Annotated in this window: 15 protein-coding genes and 1 tRNA gene; 5 read left to right on the top strand and 11 right to left on the bottom strand. The window is 72.4% G+C overall.

Translation table 11 applies throughout. From position 1 onward, the window contains the following. Positions 1-29 precede the first annotated feature (29 nt). Both OO47_RS17345 and OO47_RS17340 read right to left on the bottom strand, forming a co-directional pair. Positions 30-917 carry a YihY/virulence factor BrkB family protein gene (locus OO47_RS17345; RefSeq protein WP_033209360.1) on the bottom strand — a complete coding sequence of 296 codons (888 nt, stop codon included), beginning with the start codon at positions 915-917 and terminating at the stop codon, positions 30-32. Between the two features lie 160 nt (positions 918-1,077). Further along, a complete protein-coding gene (locus OO47_RS17340) occupies positions 1,078-1,476 on the bottom strand; it encodes a MarR family winged helix-turn-helix transcriptional regulator (RefSeq protein WP_078489705.1) in 399 nt (132 codons plus the stop codon). Between the two features lie 168 nt (positions 1,477-1,644). Between OO47_RS17340 and OO47_RS17335 the strand changes: the two genes are divergently transcribed. Then, positions 1,645-2,772 carry an NADH:flavin oxidoreductase gene (locus OO47_RS17335; RefSeq protein WP_030217678.1) on the top strand — a complete coding sequence of 376 codons (1,128 nt, stop codon included), beginning with the start codon at positions 1,645-1,647 and terminating at the stop codon, positions 2,770-2,772. A gap of 30 nt (positions 2,773-2,802) precedes the next feature. Here the strand turns inward: OO47_RS17335 and OO47_RS17330 are convergent, their stop codons facing one another. Further along, on the bottom strand, positions 2,803-3,531 hold the full coding sequence (locus OO47_RS17330) for a hypothetical protein (RefSeq protein ID WP_030217675.1): 729 nt from the start codon (positions 3,529-3,531) through the stop codon (positions 2,803-2,805). A 313-nt stretch (positions 3,532-3,844) separates the two neighbouring features. Between OO47_RS17330 and OO47_RS17325 the strand changes: the two genes are divergently transcribed. Further along, on the top strand, positions 3,845-4,159 hold the full coding sequence (locus OO47_RS17325; protein ID WP_051716195.1) for a hypothetical protein: 315 nt from the start codon (positions 3,845-3,847) through the stop codon (positions 4,157-4,159). 64 nt (positions 4,160-4,223) lie between these two features. Here OO47_RS17325 and OO47_RS17320 read toward each other — a convergent pair whose 3' ends face one another. After that, a complete protein-coding gene (locus OO47_RS17320) occupies positions 4,224-5,141 on the bottom strand; it encodes an NADP-dependent oxidoreductase (RefSeq protein ID WP_199812310.1) in 918 nt (305 codons plus the stop codon). Positions 5,142-5,539: 398 nt separating this feature from the next. On the opposite strand from OO47_RS17320, the gene OO47_RS17315 reads away from it, so the two are divergent. Further along, positions 5,540-6,115, top strand: coding sequence for a snapalysin family zinc-dependent metalloprotease (locus tag OO47_RS17315; RefSeq protein ID WP_030217668.1), 576 nt, complete (start codon positions 5,540-5,542; stop codon positions 6,113-6,115). A gap of 155 nt (positions 6,116-6,270) precedes the next feature. Here the strand turns inward: OO47_RS17315 and OO47_RS17310 are convergent, their stop codons facing one another. The 3 genes from OO47_RS17310 to OO47_RS17305 all read right to left on the bottom strand — a co-directional run bounded on the left by OO47_RS17310 (position 6,271) and on the right by OO47_RS17305 (position 8,443). Continuing rightward, a complete protein-coding gene (locus OO47_RS17310; protein ID WP_030217665.1) occupies positions 6,271-6,819 on the bottom strand; it encodes a phosphatase PAP2 family protein in 549 nt (182 codons plus the stop codon). Between the two features lie 227 nt (positions 6,820-7,046). After that, a tRNA-Gly gene (locus OO47_RS36890) sits at positions 7,047-7,166 on the bottom strand. Between the two features lie 380 nt (positions 7,167-7,546). Continuing rightward, a complete protein-coding gene (locus tag OO47_RS17305; protein ID WP_051716193.1) occupies positions 7,547-8,443 on the bottom strand; it encodes an alpha/beta fold hydrolase in 897 nt (298 codons plus the stop codon). A gap of 93 nt (positions 8,444-8,536) precedes the next feature. Between OO47_RS17305 and OO47_RS17300 the strand changes: the two genes are divergently transcribed. Continuing rightward, entirely contained in the window at positions 8,537-9,121 is a 585-nt protein-coding gene (locus tag OO47_RS17300) for a TetR/AcrR family transcriptional regulator (RefSeq protein ID WP_030217659.1), read from the top strand. 207 nt (positions 9,122-9,328) lie between these two features. On the opposite strand, the gene OO47_RS17295 is transcribed toward OO47_RS17300, so the two are convergent. Together OO47_RS17295 and OO47_RS36885 are read right to left on the bottom strand one after the other, a co-directional pair. Further along, positions 9,329-10,639 (bottom strand): phytase, encoded by a 1,311-nt coding sequence (locus OO47_RS17295; RefSeq protein ID WP_106969410.1) that lies wholly within the window; start codon positions 10,637-10,639, stop codon positions 9,329-9,331. Between the two features lie 277 nt (positions 10,640-10,916). Further along, positions 10,917-11,069 (bottom strand): hypothetical protein, encoded by a 153-nt coding sequence (locus OO47_RS36885; RefSeq protein WP_158708667.1) that lies wholly within the window; start codon positions 11,067-11,069, stop codon positions 10,917-10,919. 305 nt (positions 11,070-11,374) lie between these two features. Here OO47_RS36885 and OO47_RS17285 point away from each other — a divergent pair, with 305 nt between their 5' ends. After that, on the top strand, positions 11,375-11,812 hold the full coding sequence (locus OO47_RS17285) for an ATP-binding protein (protein WP_033209357.1): 438 nt from the start codon (positions 11,375-11,377) through the stop codon (positions 11,810-11,812). Between the two features lie 67 nt (positions 11,813-11,879). Here the strand turns inward: OO47_RS17285 and OO47_RS17280 are convergent, their stop codons facing one another. Continuing rightward, complete coding sequence (locus OO47_RS17280; RefSeq protein WP_030217648.1) at positions 11,880-12,614, bottom strand: anti-sigma factor; 735 nt, start codon at positions 12,612-12,614, stop codon at positions 11,880-11,882. Further along, positions 12,598-13,155, bottom strand: coding sequence for a sigma-70 family RNA polymerase sigma factor (locus OO47_RS17275; RefSeq protein ID WP_234323214.1), 558 nt, complete (start codon positions 13,153-13,155; stop codon positions 12,598-12,600). Before OO47_RS17275 ends, OO47_RS17280 begins: the two co-directional genes overlap by 17 nt. Positions 13,156-13,187: the final 32 nt, after the last annotated feature.

Genomic DNA, 13,187 nt, shown 5'->3' with positions numbered 1-13,187 from the left:
CGGGTTCCTGCGGAGTGCGTGCCGCCCCCTCACGGGTCCGTTCGTTCCTCCGCCCGCGCGAGCACCGCGTTGAACTGCGCGCCGGCGAGCAGGGCCAGGTTGGTGAACCACAGCCATACGAGGAAGACCACGATTCCCGCCAGCGAACCGTAGAGGCGGCTGTAGGTCCCGAACTGCGTGTACAGGGTGAAGACGACCGAAGCGCCGAGCCACAGGAACGCGGCGAGCACGCCGCCCGAGAAGCCCCTGCGTTTCCGGCGGGCCTGGGCGGGGCCGGTCCGGTAGAGGATGAGGACGAGGGCCGTGACGATCGCCAGGAGCACCGGCCACCGTAGGGCGGTCACGGTGTCCGTGCCCGAGTGGCCGACGGCCGCCGCGAGCCGGCGGGCCACGGGGCCGGTCGCCACGAGGCTCGCGGCGCCGGCCACGAGCAGGGCCAGCAGCGCTCCGGCGGTGAGCACGAGGACGTGCGCCGCGCGCAGCGGCGGCCGCGTGTCGGGCAGCCGGTACATCGCGTGCAGGGCGCGGCGGAAGACCGCCAGGTAGCTGGAGGCCGACCACAGGGCGCTCAGGACGCCGCTGACGAGCAGGGCCCACAGCGAGGACGGTGTCGAGGTGAGCCCCTCCAGTGCCTCGCGCAGCACTTGGGCCGACTGGGGAGGGGCGTACGAGGTGAGGTCGAGGATCAGACGCTCACGGGTTCCGTCCCCGGCCAGTCCCACCAGGGAGACCGAGACGAGCAGGGCGGGCACGAGAGCCAGCACCGCGTAGTAGGTGAGGGCCGCCGCGTAGTCGGCGATGTTGTCGTGCCAGAGGCGTACGGCGGTGCCGCGCAGGGCTGAGCCCACCAGCCGTAGCGACTCGGCCGCACGATTGCCCGGGGTGCTCCGGTGCGTCCGGAGGGTGTTCGCTGCCACGGTGTCCTCCTGCCCCGGGTCACCGCTCTCACCCCGCGTCTCGGGGACCGGGACCGCGGCGCGCGTCCGGGCTGCCTACCGGCCGGGGGCGGCGTTCACGCCCGGGCCCGACCGTTCCGGGAGGACCCCGACCCGGCGGCCGTCACGGGCCGCCTCCCGGTCAGGAAGGGGAGCCGGACACGAAGACCCGTTCCAGCAGGGCGTACAGGCGCTTCCGGTCCTGGTCGCCCAGTCCGTCGAGGCCGTCCCGCGTGGTGCGCATCCTCGCGCGGATCGCGTCGGTGACGCGCTCGCCCTCGGCCGTGAGGACGACGTTCTTGACGCGCCGGTCGGACGGGTCGGCTTCGCGGCGCACGAGGCCGCGCTTCTCCAGCCGGTCGACGATCCCGGTCACGTTGGAGGCGTCGCAGGTCATGTTCTCGGCCAGGGTGCGCATCGCCGCCGGTCCCCGGCGCAGTACGGTCAGCGTCCTGCCCTGGCTGGCCGTGAGGTTCTCGCTCGCCGCCGCGACGGTGAAGTCGCCGTAGTAGACGCCGAGCGACACCGAGAGCAGCTCCATGAGCCCGGCGGTGTCGGCACAGGGCGCTTCGGCGCGGGGAGCTTCTGTCATGCGGCCATTTTATCCCGGGAAACTTGACCATCTCAAATATTGATGCCTACCTTCCTCCTGTTGCTTGAAGTCCTCAAGCAACAAGGTTGTCAAGCAGTACCCATGAGGAGCGTCCCCGTGACCGTCACCGCGTCCCCCGCTTCCCGTGCGACCGAGATCCTGTCCCGGCCGGTCGCACTGAACGGCCTCACCGTCCCGAACCGCATCGTGATGGCGCCGATGACCCGCATGTTCTCGCCCGGCGGTGTTCCCGGCGAGGACGTGCGGTCGTACTACGCCCGCCGTGCCGCCGCCGGCGTGGGCCTGATCGTCACGGAGGGGACCTACGTCGGCCACGAGTCGGCCGGGCAGAGCGATCGCGTGCCGCGCTTCCACGGCGAGGAACAGCTGGCGGGGTGGGCGGAGGTCGCCGAGGCCGTGCACGCGGCGGGCGGCACGATCGTCCCGCAGCTGTGGCACATCGGCATGGTGCGCCGGCAGGGGCAGGCGCCCTACGCCGACGCCCCCGCCATGGGCCCCTCCGGCATCCGCGTCGACGGCACCGAGGGCACGGGCAGGGCGATGACCAGGAGCGACCTGGACGACGTCGTCGGCGCCTTCGCCGAGGCCGCCGCGGCCGCCGAGCGCATCGGCTTCGACGGAGTCGAGCTCCACGGCGCCCACGGCTACCTCGTCGACCAGTTCCTGTGGGAGCGGACGAACCGCCGTGCCGACGCCTACGGCGGCGACGCCGTGTCCCGTACGAAGTTCGCGGCCGAGATCGTGGCCGCGGTCCGTGCGGCCGTCTCGTCCGAGTTCCCGGTGATCTTCCGCTACTCGCAGTGGAAGCAGGAGGCCTACGACGCGCGCCTCGCCGGGACCCCGCAGGAGCTGGAGGCGATCCTGGCCCCGCTCGTCTCGGCCGGCGTCGACGCCTTCCACGCCTCCACCCGCCGCTACTGGCTCCCGGAGTTCGAGGGTTCGGACCTGAACCTGGCCGGCTGGACCAGGAAGCTCACCGACCGGCCCACAATCACCGTCGGCTCGGTCGGCCTCGACGGCGACTTCCTCCACGCCTTCGCCGGCAAGGGGGCCGGACTCGGCAGCCTCGACAACCTCCTCGACCGCCTGGAGCGCGACGAGTTCGACCTCGTCGCCGTCGGCCGCGCCCTGCTCCAGGACCCGCAGTGGGCGTCCAAGGTCCTGGCGGGGAGGACCGACGAACTGAAGCCGTACGACGCGGCCGCGCTGAAGACGCTGAGCTGAGGCCCGTCCCGGAGCTCCGCGCGGCGGGGTTCAGCCCACCTTGTCGCCCGGAGCCGTCGGATGCGCCTCCAGTCCCGGAGCGGCCAACAGATCGGCGATCAGTTCCCGGGAACCGCCGATGTAGGTGCTGACCAGGTCCACGTCACCGCCCAGGCACCAGGCGCGGTCCTGCGGCCACCACAGATCGGGCAGTTCGGCGAACTCGTCCAGGGAGACCGGCGAGACGGCGTCGGCCAGCGTCCCGGCGAGCAGCACCTCGTCCCGGCCGGGGGTCTCGAAGGAGGGGAACCGGTCGAAGTCCCATCGCCCGTATCCGTTCCACAGACCGAACCAGCAGTGCTCCGGGGTTCGGGTGTGCCGGGCGAGGACGGGGATCAGGGCTCGGGCGACATCGGGCGGAGTCGGGCCTTCCGCCGGATGCTCGTCCCAGACGCCGGGCAGACCGTACTCGGAAGCGTCGTGGTGGTCGCGGTCCGACCCGATCAGCTCGTGCCAGTCCGTGCCCGGCGTCATCCCGCGCCCGTAGGCGGCGGCCACCGTCTCCCAGCGTACCGCCCGCTCCTCCAGGGAAGCCGGATGCAGGATCCTCGCGTAGGCGGCGAATCCGGGCGCGGCGACCCCCGCCACCGTCCCGAAGGCGCCGTGTCCCTGGGTGCGTTCGGTGAGCCAGCGGGCCGGGTCGAGATCGGCGGTCCGCACGTGCAGGCGTCCGTAGCGTTCCGGGGCGGGGTCCCGGTCCACCGGTCGATAGTCGTCCATCCCGCACAGTCTGCCCGGTCGCGGCGGCCGGCGGGCCCGCCGGCCGGCAGCGGCGCCCCACCGGGGCCGACCCGCTCCCGGCCGTGCGGTCCGCGGCGGAGGACCGTCCGAGGGGGCGCCGGTGCGGTGGGAACGGCGGCTCGCGCCGGGCCCGGGCTCGCGCGGTTCGACCGGAGCGCGGGTCTTCCGGCATACCGCCAGGAGAGCGGATTGCGGTGCCCGGCGGCACGAGCGGCGTACTCCGGCGTGCGGAGGGAGGGCGACGCTGGTGGAGTCTGCAGTGTCCCCGTCCTCCACTTCCCGGAGAGAGATCATGCTGTCCTTCCGCAAGACCTTCGTGGCCGTCGCTCTCGCCGCCACCGCGGTGATGGCCGGTTCCGGCGTCGCCTCGGCCGACCACCACCTCGCACGCGGGGAGGAGTCGGCGCCCCACGGGCTGTGCAACGACTTCACCACGCAGGTCGGCGCGGTGAACGTCAACCAGGGACCGGTCTGCATCGACTTCGGCCCCCTCGACGAGGCGGGCGAGAACAGGGGTGGCGGTGAGATGGACCTCACCTGCAACGGCGCCGCCACCCAGGTCGGCCTGATCAACGTCAACCAGGGACCGGTCTGCATCGAGTTCTGAGCCGCGCCGGAGAACGGGCACTCCCGCGTCCCGCGCGGGGGTGCCCGTTCGGCGTGAAGGCGCTTCAGACCTCGACGACGATCTTCCCCGGGGTGTGGCCCTCCCGGCTGAGGTCGAAGGCGGCTCCGAGTTCGGAGAGCGGGAACGTCGCGGCGACGTCGACCGTGAGCCGGCCTCCGTCCGCGAGCCGGCCCAGGGCCGCGAGGTCCTCGCCGCTCGGCCGTACCCAGATCCACTGGCCGCCCGCGCCGGTCACGGCGTCGTCGGCGATGGAGGCGTGCCGTCCGCCCTCGGCCAGGACGGCCAGGGTGGTGTCGAGGACTCCGCCCACGAAGTCCGCGACGACGGTGACCCCGTCCGGGGCCAGGGCGCGGACGCGTTCGGCCAGTCCGTCCCCGTAGGCGACGGGCTCACAGCCGAACCCGCGCAACCGGTCGTGGTTCCGCGGGGAGGCGGTTCCGATGACCCTCGCGCCGAGCGCCCGGGCGAGCTGGACGCCGAAGGACCCGACGCCGCCGGCCGCGCCGTGCACGAGGACGGTGTCGTCGGCGTCCGTGCCCAGACGCGTGAGGAGTTGGTGGGCGGTCAGGCCCGCCAGCGGCAGTCCGGCGGCCTGCGCCCAGTTCAGCGAGGCGGGTTTGGCCGCGAGGGCGCGCACGGGCACGCTGACGTACTCCGCGAAGGTGCCGCCGTGCACGTAGTCCTTGCGGGCGTAGGCCATCACCTCGTCACCGGCCGCGAACTCGGGCACGTCGATGCCGACCCGCTCGACGGTGCCGCTGACGTCCCATCCCGGGACCACCGGGTGGACCACGTCCATCAGGGCGTCGAGCCCGCCCGCCATGATCTTCCAGTCGACCGGATTGACCGCGGCGCACCGAACCTTGACGAGGACCTCGCCGGGAGCGACCTTCGGCAGCGGCAGCCGGGTCTCGCGGAGCACCTCCGTCCCTCCGTAGGTTTCGTAGGCCATCGCCCTCATGGTGGCTTCGGACATCCCTGCGACCTTCCTGTGCCGTCGGCTGCGTCCGCCCATCTGAGCACGGTTCGACGGGGGTGCGCCGGGAGACTCGCCCGCGCCCGGCGGTTCGCTCCGTGCGGACCGCGCCCGCGCCGGGGCCGTCCTCCGGAGCCGCACCGGCGCGTCGGGGAGGCGGGCCGGCTGCCGCACAGGCCCGCAGGAGCCGTCGGCACCCTTCCGGAGAAAGAGCGCCGACGGAGAAAGAATGACAGGTTCATGGCATAAAAGCTCTTCAAGGCCTACCATCACAAGGCTCGGGGGGTGCTCGACGGTCGCGTCCGGTCCCGCCGGACGCCCGCGCCACCCCTTCGTTCACCCGCCTCCACCAGGTGGGTTCCCCCACAGATGAAGGAGCAGCGATGCCCCTCGGCACATGGCTCAAGGCGGGCACCTCCGCCGCCACGCTCGTTCTCGCCGTGGCGAGCGCGGCGACAGCCGCCCCCGCCCCGGAATCCTCCGCCACGGAGGCGGCGGTGGTGACCCTCCGCTATGACGACAGCCGCGCCGGAGGCTGGGAGGCGGCGATCGCGGCGGGGGTCGCCTCGTGGAACGCGAACGTGAGCAACGTCAGGCTGGTGGAGGCGGCGCCCGGTGTCCGCGCCGAGATCGTGATCGTCGCCACCACGGGTTGGCCGCAGGCCACGCTCGGTCCCGTCCGTCCGGGCCGTCAGGTGCGTGTCGAACTCGGCGCCCAGGCCGTGAGCCAGGGCTACGACAAGACGCGGATCGCCGCTCACGAGCTGGGCCACAGCCTCGGCCTGCCGGACACCAAGCCCGGCCCGTGCTCACAACTGATGTCGGGATCGAGCGCCGGTACGGCCTGCACCAACGCCGTCCCGAACGCGACCGAGCGGTCCCGTGTGCAGTCCGCCTACTCCGGCGGCCTCGCCGCGCTCGTGCCCGCCGACGGCCGGATCCTCGTCGACGCGCCCTGAGCACCTCCCCGCCGAGCCACCCGGGCTTCCGGGTGGCTCGGTCGAAGCTGGGGATCCAGGACGGATCGCGGTCTCGGCCCCGGTACTCGGCGCCGACGCGCGGGACGCGCTTCGCCCGCCCGCGCCGGCTCCCCCACCCGTTCACCCGCCGGGGCTCAGCCCGGTCGGCGGACGGCGAGACGGGGTGCCGATCGGGTCAGAGCGGCCACGGACAGGCCGATGGCGGCGCCGGCGGCGACGTCGGAGGGGTAGTGCGCCCCGCTGTGAACCCGTTCGACCGCCACCAGAGCGGCGGCAACGGCGCAGGCGGCTCCGGCCCAGGGCAGGGCGGGTGCGACGGCTGCGGTGAAGGCCACGGCGGCGGCGGTGTGCCCGGAAGGAAAGGAAGAGCTGTCGGGGCGGTCCTCGACATCGTCGTGAGGGATCCACTCCTCGGGCGGCCGCCGCCGCTCGACGAGCTTCTTGACCACCCCGTTGGACACCAGTTCCGCCACCGCCATCGCCGCGATCCCGGTCACCGCCGCCCTGCGGCCCCGCAGGCCTCCACCGGCCGCCATCACCGCGGCTGCCGCCCACCACAACTTCGTGTGCTCGGCCGCCTCCTCCACCGGCGGCAGGAGCCGACGGGCCCAGGCGGAATCCCAGGCGGCCATGTGCCGGGTCAGCCGGTGATCGACGCTTCGCGCTGCAACCAGGGTTTCCATGCTTCGCCGTCTTCCCGGTCGCGGCCGTACGACACGGGGCTCGTCGCGGGCGGCGGACGAGCCCGGTGTCCTGCGGCTGCCCGGAGATGACCGCGTCGACCGAACGCCGTTGGCACCTCACGCAGATGCGGTGAACGTCCGCCGTCCGCTCCCGGAGTCCGTCACGCCTTCCGCGGAACCGCTGCGGGACGGCAAGTCCGTGCGCCGCACCCCGTCCTGGTCGGTTGCGGTGCCGACGGGATTCGAACCCGCGAGACAGCTGGGAGCAGGCCCGCCCCGTCCCCGTCAGTCGCCGTGGGAGGGACCTCGCCCACGGCGATCGCAATGGACCGCTCTGCCACGGCACCGCAACCTGCGGAAACGCGCGCACTTCCGCTCCGGCCAAGCGTAGGGGCACCGCTCTCCGCGGACGAATCCTTATCCGGGACGTGGAGGACGCCGCCCGGGGTCCGCGGAAGGTGCGCCGGAGCCCCCTTCCGTGAACGGACCCGGGCACGTGGCGCGGACGGGGAACGGCCGTGTGCGGCGAGGCCGTCGCCGGAGGCCGCGCCTCCGGGACCGGCGTCGATCCGGACCGGATCGGGTGGCGGGACGACCTCGAGGATCCCGCCGGGGAGGCGGAGCGGGCGAAGCACCACCGCCTCCGGACGAGGGTGCGGAAGAAGAGCGGCTCTCGCGGCGCAGGTCGGTCGTCGGCCGACGACCGACCTGCGCCGCGAGAGCGTGGTCAGCGCGCCAGGAAGGCGAGGATGCGCCGGTTGACCTCCTGCGGCTTCTCCGCGAGGAGGTGGTGGCCGGCGCCCTCGATCATCGCGCCGTCCGACCCCGGGGGCAGCATGGCGATGATGTCGGCGAGGGTCGCCTCGTCGACCACGGGGTCCTCAGTTCCGTGGAGGTACAGGGTGGGCTGGGAGGGCAGCTTGTCCAGCACGCGGGCCATTTCCCACTGCGGGGTGCCGAACGTCGCGGCCGGGAAGTTCTGCCGGTAGAGCTCCAGGCCGAGGTGCAGCCTCTCGGGCGTGCCGAGGCCTTCCTTCATGGCCTTGCGGTCCTCGGTGGAGTCGTAGCCGGGGACGTTGCCCGTCCAGTGGTCCCAGAGCCAGTCGAGGTAGGCGAGGTCGTTGGCGGCGACGAGCCGGTCGGCCATGGCCATCTGGAAGAAGTAGAAGTGGACGTACCGCTCGATCCTGCTCGGATCCGCGCTGTCGCGATCGTAGAACTCCAGGGGCGGGACGTCGTTGACGACTATCCTGGCCCACCGCTCGGGCGCGGCCGCGGCGGCGCCCCAGGTGGTGAAGCCGCCCCAGTCGTGCCCGATGAGGACCGCGTCGGACCCGCCGCCGAGCGCCTCGTGCAGGGCATTGGCGTCGGCGATCAGGTCGGGCAGGCGCATGCTGCCGTCCGGCGGCACCTGGGAGGGCGCGAAGCCCCGCATGGTGGGGACCACGGCGTGGTATCCCGCCTCGGCCAGTGCGGGCATGAGGTACCGGTAGAGCCTGGGCGTGTCGAAGCCGTGCAGCATCAGGGCGAGCGGGCCTTCTCCTGCCTCGACGTAGGCAAGGTCCAGGCCGTTGGCGGTGATCCGCTTGTGTTCCATCTCCAGCTCCTCGTTTCCGAACGTCACTAAAACGAACGTTCTAACTAGTTCCGGAAGCTAGCACGGCGCATGCATGGACCACAAGCTAGAACGAACGTTTTATCCAGTAAGCTCGGCCGCATGGCGAACACACCACAGCCGGGCACCCGGGAGCGCATCGTCCGTGCGGCCTCCCTGCTGATGCAGCGGCAGGGGTACGAGGGGACCGGCATCAAACAGGTCGCCCAGGAGGCCCGGGCCACGCTCGGCTCGGTCTACCACTTCTTCCCCGGCGGCAAGCAGGCCGTGGGCGTGGCCGCGGTCCGGCATGCCGACCACGAGTTCGCCGAACTGCTGTCGGCGTCCCTGTCCGAAGAGGCCGACCCGGCGAAGGCCGTCGCCGTCTGCGCCCGCACGCTCGCCCACCACCTGCGCGACTCCGGGTGGGTGGACGGGTGCCCCATCAGCGCGACGGCCCTGGAGACCACCGGGCGGGTCCCAGCCATCGAGCACGCCGTCGCCCAGGCCTTCCAGCACTGGCGGGACCTGGTGGCGGACAGGCTCCGCGAAGCCGGATTCCCGGAGGGCGACGCGGACGACCTGGCCACCACCGTCATCAGCACCCTCGAAGGCGCCGAACTCACCGCACAGGTCCTCAAGAGCGAGACGCCGCTGACGGTCGCGGGCGAACACCTGGCCCGGCTCATCGACTCCTACAAGCGGTGAGAGCCCGCCGCCGCGCAGACCTCCCGGGGAAGCGGACCGGAGGCGTGCGGCGACCGGCCCCCTCGCCGCCCCGGACCGGCGGCCGGCCGGCAGCGCCGGCTCCGCTTCCCGTCGCACGGAACCCCGCTGGTCACGGGAATGCCGACGCGTGGGCCGCAGGGGCCCACGCGTCGGCGTGCGGGTGGTCACCCGCGGTCCACGGGACGGTCAGTCGTCGAGGGCGTCCATGACCCCGCCGAGGTCGACGAACTTGAAGTTGGTCGCGTCCCGGTCGCCGTCGCCCGGGGCGTCGTGCCCGTCCTGGACGACGAGGAGGCCGTTGGGGTACTTGGAGCCGAGCGGGGCGTTGAGGACGGCGGCGCCGTCGCACTCCTCGGAGCCGTCGAGGGCGTCGTTCGCGGCGGCGACCCGGAAGCCCCCCTCGTACTCGTTGGCGTCCTCCACCTCGCGGTCGTACGCGGCGAAGGTGTCGTCACCCTGGCTGGAGGCGAGGACGTAACCGTCGCCGTCGGGCTCCGTGAGCAGCGTCAGGCCCTCGACGTCGGCGGAGATCCTCGTGCCTCCGAAGCCGGGGTCGGTGCCCGGCGTGCACTCCTCGGTCTCCTCGTCGTAGGTGCCGGGAACCCCGTACTCGCGGACCTTGTCGATCAGCTTCGGCGTACCGGTCAGGTCGGCGCGCATCCGCCAGACGCCGATGTCCTCCTGACCGGCGTAGAGCATGCCGTTGGCCGGGTCGACGACCATGCCCTCGACCTGCGGCAGCTCGCCGGGCTCGGCGCACGGGGACCACGAGGTGCCGTTGGGCAGCCGGAAGACGGAGGGCAGGTCCAGGGTGCGGAGCTTGCGGTAGGTGACCTTGCCGTCCGCGGTCGGCAGCAGTTCCAGGAGGGCGACGGTGGTGCGCTCGCGGCGGCTGACCAGGGCGTAGGACTTCCCGGTCGCCGGGTCCGTCCAGGTCGCCAGGCCGTAGGCGGTCCGCTGGTCGTCGACCTCTGCCTGGTCCCGGGAGAACACGCGCGGCGCGGCGGGGTCGGTGACGTCCGTCAGCGGGCCGCCGGCACGGTCCCGGTCGACGCGGTAGAAGCGCAGCCGGTCGTGGCCGCGGTCGCTGGTGACGGCCAGGTCGGCCTTCCCCGAGGAGAGCCGGAGGCCGTGGACGAGGTCCACGTTGTTGAAGCGGCCCGGGGCGTCGTCCTCACCCGGGGCAGGAGGCGCGGCTATCGACTGCACCGGACGCGCGTCCAGGTCGTAGACGCGCAGGCCGCCCTCCTTCGCGGTGGCGACGACGAGGCTGCGGCCGGGGGCCGCGGCGTTGCGCCAGATGGCCGGGTCGTCCGCGTCGGCGTTGCCGCCCTCGTCGTCGTCGTGCAGCACCGGCGTCTCCGCGCGGGGCGTCACGACCGGCAGGGTGTCGGCGTACGGGCGGTGCCGGGCCTCGGCGGGCACGGCCAGCGCCGCCACCGCGAGAGCCGTGGTCACGGTCAGCACGGTCGATCGGACGATGGTGGAACGGGTCACGCGAGTCTCCTCTGCGGGCGGATGGTCGGACCTGCGAGAGCCTGGCTCCGAAGAGTGTCCTCACGGCGGCGGCCGCACGGCGGGTAACACCGGATTCCGGTGTACGTGCGGTGAACGATCGCGCGTCATACATCGTCCGAGCCCCGGGGCGGGGTCCCCCGCTCGCCCCGGTGACGTCGACGGGCTTCCCGCTGGTCCTCTCCCGTCCGTGGACATGCCGGCCGGGTGCGCGTCCTTCGTGCCTGCGCGGGGGCGTTCCCCGGCGGGGAGCAACGACTCAGCGTTTCCTTCGCGTTCGCGAGGACAGGCCCTGCGTCATCTCGGCGAACCACCACGTACCGGCCACCACGCACGCCATCAGGAACCCGCTCACCACCGCCGTACGCCAGCTCGCCTGCTCAACCCGCCATTCCACGAACGTCAGCACCACGCATCCGACCACCAGCACACACGCGACCCGTACACGTCGATGTTTGAACATGTCCACCCGCTACCCGAGACGCCATCGGTCACACCACCATCCCCTTCGTCGGCCGCCGCACCGGGGACCGGGTCCCCCGACCGTGCCGGGTCGGGTTTGTACGCCTGCGCATCTGCGCACCCGAAAGAGTGGTGACGGGCGCATCCGGATGGCCACCGCGACCGGTAGGGGGAAGTAGGAGAGGTCTGCGCGGCGAGGAAGGCGCGGGCACGGACCGTGAACGGATCCAGCCGACACAGGACGGAGACCAGCGCATGCAGGAAGCCCGGACCGCCCGGATCACCCATGCGTTCGAGAGCGGTAAAGGCTCCGCCTCTCATGCCCGGAGCATCGCCGCCGAGTTCCTCGGTCGGCTTCCCGGACAACGCGGCGCGTCCGTTCCGCGGCACGTGGTGGAGTCCACCGAGCTGGTGGTCAGCGAACTGGTCACCAACGCCTGCAAGTACGCCCCGGGGCCGATCGTGCTGGAACTGCACGTGGAGGGCGGCCTGCTGGAGGTCACCGTCCGGGACAGCGAGCCTTCCACACCGACCGTCCGCGCGGCGGATCCGGACCGTATCGGCCGGCACGGCCTGGAGATCGTCATGGCCGTCGCCGAGAGCTTCGAGGCCCGGCGCGAGCCCATCGGCAAACGGGTCACCGCCCGCATCGTCCTGGACGCCGCGGACCCCGCGCGGACGTCGGGCGGCTGAACCCCTTTCGTTCGCCGCCTTCGAAGGCGGCGAACGGTGATCCGGGGACTGACGACGCACCCCGTGTTCACCCGTCGTGAAGACCCCGGACGATGCTGTCGCCGGAGTGGTCGGGTTTGCCGTTGTAGGTCTGGAGGGACACGTCCACGACCGAGTACTCGTCCAGATCGATGGTCGCGGGGACGGGCAGGACCGCGCGGCCGTCGGGTCCGAGGACCCCCATGGAGACGAGCTTGGTGTGGGTGCGGTCCATGAGCCAGACCTCGAAGTAACCGGCCGTCTCGGGAAGGCCCCTGACGGTGATCTCCAGTGAGCGCCGTCCGGTGTCGCCTTTCAGGTGTGCGTAACCGGCCGAGTCGGCGCGCAGGGAGTCGAGCCGTCTGCCGTCGGCCACGGTCTGTTCCACCGGTGCGTCCGGGCGCGTGAGCCACCAGGTGAGCGCACTGCCGGAGGCGGCGCCGAGCAGGGCTGCGCAGGCGGCGAGAACCACCGCGAAGCGACTCGTGCGCCGCAGGCGGCCCGGACCGGGCCGGCGTGCCGGAGCGGTGGTGCCGTGTGCCGGAAGGGGAGCGGGGGGACCGGGGGACCGCAGTTCGGCGGCGATCGAGTTCCAGACCTCTTCCGACGGCAGGACCGGCTCGTGTTCCGCCGGGGCGGGCGTCCTCATGGCGGTCACGATGCGCCGCAGGCTGTCGTACTCCCTGCGGCAGTGGTCACATTCGTGCAGGTGGAGGGAGGCCGCGGGGTCGGTCTCCTCACCGAGGGCCAGCATCGCCAGGGTCTCTTCATCGGTGTGCTTCACGGTCCGCCTCCAACCGCTTCTTCAGGCGCATCAGGCCGCGTCGGGTGTGACTCTTGACCGTTCCGAGCGGCATTCCGGTGCGTTCGGCGATCTGCGTCTGGGACAAGTCTTCGTAGAAGGCGAGCTGAAGCACGAGCTGCTGCCGGTCCGGCAGGCCTTCCATCTCCCGTATCAGCACCATGTGGTCCAGCAGTGTCTCGGTCGCGGGCGCGGGCCGGACCGATATGTCCGCGGCCGCGGTGGCGGCATCGACGTCGCGCAGATGGCGGGAGCGCCTGTCGAAGGCGTCGGCGACCTTCTTGTGCGTGATGCCCATGAGCCAGGTCCTCAGGGAACCGCGACGGGAGTCGAAGGAGCCGCGGTTGTTCCAGGCGCCGACGAAGACCTGCTGGGTGACGTCCTTCGCCTCTTCCGGATCGGCGAGCCTGCGGGCGGCGACGCCGTGGACGAGCGCGCCCCAGCGGCGGTAGGCCTCGTTCAGGCATGCCTCGTCGCCCCTGGCGAACCCCTCACCCAGCTCCTCCTCCGTCGCCGCGGCCACACCGGCTGCCGGCGCTGCCGCACCTTCCCGAA

The sequence above is a fragment of the Streptomyces bikiniensis genome (genome assembly GCF_000716625.1).
Lineage (GTDB): Bacteria > Actinomycetota > Actinomycetes > Streptomycetales > Streptomycetaceae > Streptomyces > Streptomyces bikiniensis.
This window is presented reverse-complemented; position numbering and strand designations above follow the sequence as displayed.

Excerpts from the sequence above, each read along its gene's own strand:
- OO47_RS17320 (WP_199812310.1), bottom strand. The coding sequence starts at position 5,141 with ATGAGGGCGATGGCCTACGAAACCTACGGAGGGACGGAGGTGCTCCGC.
- OO47_RS17310 (WP_030217665.1), bottom strand. The coding sequence starts at position 6,819 with ATGGAAACCCTGGTTGCAGCGCGAAGCGTCGATCACCGGCTGACCCGG.
- OO47_RS17285 (WP_033209357.1), top strand. The coding sequence starts at position 11,375 with ATGCAGGAAGCCCGGACCGCCCGGATCACCCATGCGTTCGAGAGCGGT.
- OO47_RS17340 (WP_078489705.1), bottom strand. The coding sequence starts at position 1,476 with ATGGAGCTGCTCTCGGTGTCGCTCGGCGTCTACTACGGCGACTTCACC.
- OO47_RS17315 (WP_030217668.1), top strand. The coding sequence starts at position 5,540 with ATGCCCCTCGGCACATGGCTCAAGGCGGGCACCTCCGCCGCCACGCTC.
- OO47_RS17325 (WP_051716195.1), top strand. The coding sequence starts at position 3,845 with ATGCTGTCCTTCCGCAAGACCTTCGTGGCCGTCGCTCTCGCCGCCACC.
- OO47_RS17300 (WP_030217659.1), top strand. The coding sequence starts at position 8,537 with ATGGCGAACACACCACAGCCGGGCACCCGGGAGCGCATCGTCCGTGCG.
- OO47_RS17330 (WP_030217675.1), bottom strand. The coding sequence starts at position 3,531 with ATGGACGACTATCGACCGGTGGACCGGGACCCCGCCCCGGAACGCTAC.